Source organism: Nocardia amamiensis NBRC 102102 (assembly GCF_001612745.1).
Taxonomy (GTDB): Bacteria; Actinomycetota; Actinomycetes; order Mycobacteriales; family Mycobacteriaceae; genus Nocardia; species Nocardia amamiensis.
In genome coordinates this window covers 1-3,974 of sequence record NZ_BDBA01000068.1, presented here as the reverse complement: position 1 = coordinate 3,974, position 3,974 = coordinate 1, and the positions used below count along the sequence as shown (strand labels likewise).

The window sequence follows — 3,974 nt, the reverse complement described above, 5'->3', positions numbered from 1 at the left end:
GACGTCTCGGGCAGGCGCCTGCCCGACGTGATCGCCGCCTGGCGCACCGGCGCCGACACCCGGCCGGACCCGCCCGCGCCGGTGCGCACACCACCGGGAGCGAGCGCCGAGATCGCCGCGGTGGCCGGAGCGCTGGACCGGGTGCAGTCCACCGCGTTCGAACTCGCGTCGGAGCAGGCGCTGGTGCGCCGCAACACCACCGAGTCGATGGTGAGCCTGGCCCGCCGCAGCCAGAACCTGGTACGCCGCCAGCTCAATCTGATCAGCGAATTCGAGCGCGAGGAGCTCGATCCCAAGGCGCTGTCGAACCTGTTCCAGCTCGATCACCTCGCCACCCGTATGCGCCGCAACGCCGAAAGCCTGCTCGTGCTGGTCGGCGAGGCGAGCCCGCGCCGCTGGGCGGAACCGATCCCGTTGAGCGACGTGATCCGGGCCGGTTTGTCCGAGGTCGACGACTACCGCAGGGTGGTGCTGCGGCGCATGGACGACGTGCTGATCAGCGGGACGGCGGCCAGCGAGCTGGCGCACATGCTCGCCGAGCTGATCGAGAACGGGCTCGCCTTTTCCCCGCCGGATCTCGAAGTGGAGATCTATGGGCGCGCCGTGCCGAGCGGGTACCTGCTCGCCGTGGTCGATCACGGTGTGGGCATGCCCGCGGAGCAACTGGACCAGGCCAACGCGCGGCTGCACGGCGAACAGGACTTCGTCGTCGCGCCCACCCGCAATCTCGGCCACTACGTGGTCGGCAGGCTGGCCCGGCGGCTGGGCATCGGCGTCGAGCTGAGCGTCTCGCCGGTAAGCGGCATCGTCGCGCGCCTGATGCTGCCGCCGGGAATGCTGGAGGCTGAGTCGAATCAGCCGGGCGACGCTGCGCGTGAGAGCTCTACTGCGGCCCGAGCCCAAAGCGGGACCGACTCCGGACAGGCGGCCGCAGCGCCAGGTGGCCCCACGCGAGGTGATACCGCTGCGCTCCCGGTCGTTTCGGGTGCGGGGGTGCAGCGCCCTTCCGTGACTGCGGCGGATCAGATCGGTGCGCCACCCATGTCGGTACTCGCGGCCCCGGCGCACTCCGTGGCCAGCGCGTCCGCTTATACCCAATTCGTCTCGCCGAGAACGGAATCGGCGGCCGCACCAATCGTTCCCACGATCGAATCCACACGTCCGGTAGTGCAACCGGGCTCCGAGGAGCTGGTAGTTCAGCACACCAAGAACGGCTTGGTGAAGCGAAACAAGAAAGCCCGCGCGGCTGCCGCGCGTCCCGGTCCCGCCGCCGTGCCCCCGCCGCAGCTCGCACCGGCGGTCGATCGGTCTCCTGCGGAGACCCGCAGCATGCTGTCCGCCTTCCGGACCGGACATCAGCGGGGCGCACCGGCGGCCCCCGCGCGCTCTACCGACATCCGCGCCGACGATTCGGCGTACGAATTCCAACCTGCCGTGCCCATCGCAGAGGAGGCCCGATGAGACCTGATCCCGCAGCGCTCATCGAGCCGACGGGGTGCGCGAACCCCCGCAAGATACAGGAGATCCGGTGACCACCCACCTATCGAGCGCCGACCCGCACACGTTCAACTGGATGCTGGCGAACTTCGTCCGCGAGACCGACGGAGTCCGGGAGGCGGTCGCGGTCTCGTCGGACGGACTGCTCATCGCGATGTCCGAAGGCCTGGACCGCACTTCCGCCGACCGGCTCGCCGCCATGGTGTCCGGTTTGGTCGGCCTCGCCAAAAGCGCGTCGCGCAGCTACTCGTTCGACGGTCTGAAACTGATCATGATCGAGATGAAGCGCGGGTTCCTGCTTGTCTCGGCGATGGGCGACGGCAGCTGCCTCGGCGTGATCGCCGACAGCGGGTGCGACGTCGGCCTGGTCGGCTACGAGATGGCCGTACTCGCCGACCGCGCAGGCGCACTGCTGGACCCGGCGCTCATCGCCGAACTACGTGAGACGCTGCGGCGATGAGACCGCCGGACCCGCGGATGATCTCGGTCCAGGGGACCTACGGCGGGTTCGCCGCGCCGCCGAACCGCCCGGCCGACGAATCGGCCGGTGGCGACGAGCGATTCGTGCGCCCCTTCGTCGTCACCGCCGGACGCACCACACCGCTGCTGGACGGACTGCGGATCGAGACGCTCGTGCGGGCGGAGCCCGGGGCGCTGTCCGCGCCGCTGCGCTTCGAACAGCACACCCTCGTGCGGCTGTGCCAGCAGCCGCACTCCATCGCCGAGATCGGGACCGTGCTGCGCGTTCCGATCGGGGTCGCGAAGGTCGTCGTCAGCGACCTGGCCGCCACCGGACACGTGACCGTGCGCGCCGCCGACCAGCTCACCGCCGCTGCCATCGAGAGGATCAGGGACCTTGTTCGGGCACTCTGACATACGTACGCCTACCATGCCGTCCTCGGTGAAAATCGTGGTCAGCGGCGGATTCGGCGTCGGGAAGACGACATTCATCGGGGCCATCTCCGAAATCGAGCCGCTGGTGACGGAGGCGGCGATGACCGAGATGGCTGTCGGCGTGGACGATCCGGGACACCGCGAGGACAAGACGCAGACCACGGTCGCCCTGGACTTCGGCCGCATCACCCTGGACGGTTCGCTGATTCTGTACCTGTTCGGCACACCGGGACAGGACCGATTCGTCTTCCTCTGGGACGACCTGGTCGACGGCGCGCTCGGCGCGGTGATCGTGGTGGACACCACCCGCGTCGACGACTGCTATCCGGTACTGGACTACTTCGAAGAACGCGGCACGCCCTTCGTCGTCGCGGTCAACCGCTTCGAGGGCAGCACCCACTTCGACCTCGACGAGGTCCGCGAGGCGCTCGAATTGGAGCGTTGGGTTCCGGTGCTGGAATGCGATGCGAGGCAACGTGATTCGGTCAAGGACGTGCTGGTCTCGTTGCTCGAGCAGGTGCTCCTGCACCGCACGGTCGACCTGCCCGCCTGAGCCGCAGGCGGAGCGCTGCGCCACCCGCTCCCCCCGGCCGTCGAGTATCACCGATCGCCGACGGCTGGGACATGGACCGTTCGGCTGAACCTGGTGATCGGGGCGGCAAGTGGATGCTGCGTGCACCGGAGACCGCGCCGCAGTCATCGGACGAACACAGCATCCGCCGATGAATTTGCGGCACGCCCGTCGTCTGTAGTGTTGGCAAGCCCCAACCAGCAGAAGGCACAGATTCATGAGCAACGGCAAAGACCTCGCCCTTTCCCATATCGGCGTGCTGGTCGCGGACCAGGAGAAGGCCCTGGAGTTCTACCGCGACGTGATCGGCCTCGAGGTGCGCGCGGACCTGCCGTTCGCCGGCGGGCGCTGGGTGACCGTCGGTCCGGCGAAGCAGCCGGGGATCGAGTTCATCCTGGAGACCCCCGAGATGGTGCCGGACGACGCGGCGCGCGCGGCGGCGCAGGCGCGTCTGGCCAGTGGCGCGCAGGGCACCCTGATCTTCGTCACCGACGCCGTGGACGCGACCTTCGCCCGGCTGCGCGATGCCGGGGTCGAGGTGACGCAGGAGCCCATCTCGCAGCCGTACGGTGTTCGTGACTGCGGATTCCGCGACCCGTGGGGTAACTACCTGCGCTTTTCCGAACTGCAGGGCTGAGCCGATCGGGTCAGGTGTGGCCCGCGTCGCACACATTCGCAGACCGGACAATACTGTCTGATCATGGGCGAACCTACGATCGACACCCCACAGGACGCCACCCGGCCGCTGCGTGACGACATCCGGTTCCTCGGTGGCGTGCTCGGCGACACCATCCGCGGCCACGAGGGACCGGAGGTCTTCGACCTCATCGAACGGGTGCGCATCGAGGCGTTCCGGGTGCGCCGCGAGGAGGTCGGTCGCAGCGCCGTCGCGGAGATGCTGCACGGTGTCGACATCGCGGTGGCTCTCCCGCTCATCCGCGCGTTCAGCTACTTCGTCCTGCTGGCCAACCTGGCCGAGGACATCCAGCGCGACCGACGCCGCGCCGCGCAC

General features: G+C 68.9%; 6 protein-coding genes. All 6 read left to right on the top strand.

The window, feature by feature from the left end; genetic code table 11:
- A partial coding sequence (locus NA4_RS41400; protein ID WP_373862792.1) for a sensor histidine kinase occupies window positions 1-1,461 on the top strand: 1,461 nt, incomplete at its 5' end.
- A 67-nt stretch (window positions 1,462-1,528) separates the two neighbouring features.
- Window positions 1,529-1,957 (top strand): roadblock/LC7 domain-containing protein, encoded by a 429-nt coding sequence (locus tag NA4_RS15060; RefSeq protein WP_245671375.1) that lies wholly within the window; start codon window positions 1,529-1,531, stop codon window positions 1,955-1,957.
- Window positions 1,954-2,370: a DUF742 domain-containing protein gene (locus NA4_RS15055; RefSeq protein ID WP_245671373.1), complete on the top strand. Its 417-nt coding sequence runs from the start codon at window positions 1,954-1,956 to the stop codon at window positions 2,368-2,370. Before NA4_RS15060 ends, NA4_RS15055 begins: the two co-directional genes overlap by 4 nt.
- Window positions 2,371-2,386: 16 nt before the next feature.
- Window positions 2,387-2,944: a GTP-binding protein gene (locus NA4_RS15050; protein WP_067470248.1), complete on the top strand. Its 558-nt coding sequence runs from the start codon at window positions 2,387-2,389 to the stop codon at window positions 2,942-2,944.
- 235 nt (window positions 2,945-3,179) lie between these two features.
- On the top strand, window positions 3,180-3,599 hold the full coding sequence (locus NA4_RS15045) for a VOC family protein (protein WP_067470247.1): 420 nt from the start codon (window positions 3,180-3,182) through the stop codon (window positions 3,597-3,599).
- 63 nt (window positions 3,600-3,662) lie between these two features.
- Window positions 3,663-3,974: phosphoenolpyruvate carboxylase (locus NA4_RS15040; protein WP_245671372.1), on the top strand; the 312-nt coding region annotated here is incomplete at its 3' end.

Excerpts from the sequence above, each read along its gene's own strand:
- NA4_RS15045 (WP_067470247.1), top strand. The coding sequence starts at position 3,180 with ATGAGCAACGGCAAAGACCTCGCCCTTTCCCATATCGGCGTGCTGGTC.
- NA4_RS15055 (WP_245671373.1), top strand. The coding sequence starts at position 1,954 with ATGAGACCGCCGGACCCGCGGATGATCTCGGTCCAGGGGACCTACGGC.
- NA4_RS15050 (WP_067470248.1), top strand. The coding sequence starts at position 2,387 with ATGCCGTCCTCGGTGAAAATCGTGGTCAGCGGCGGATTCGGCGTCGGG.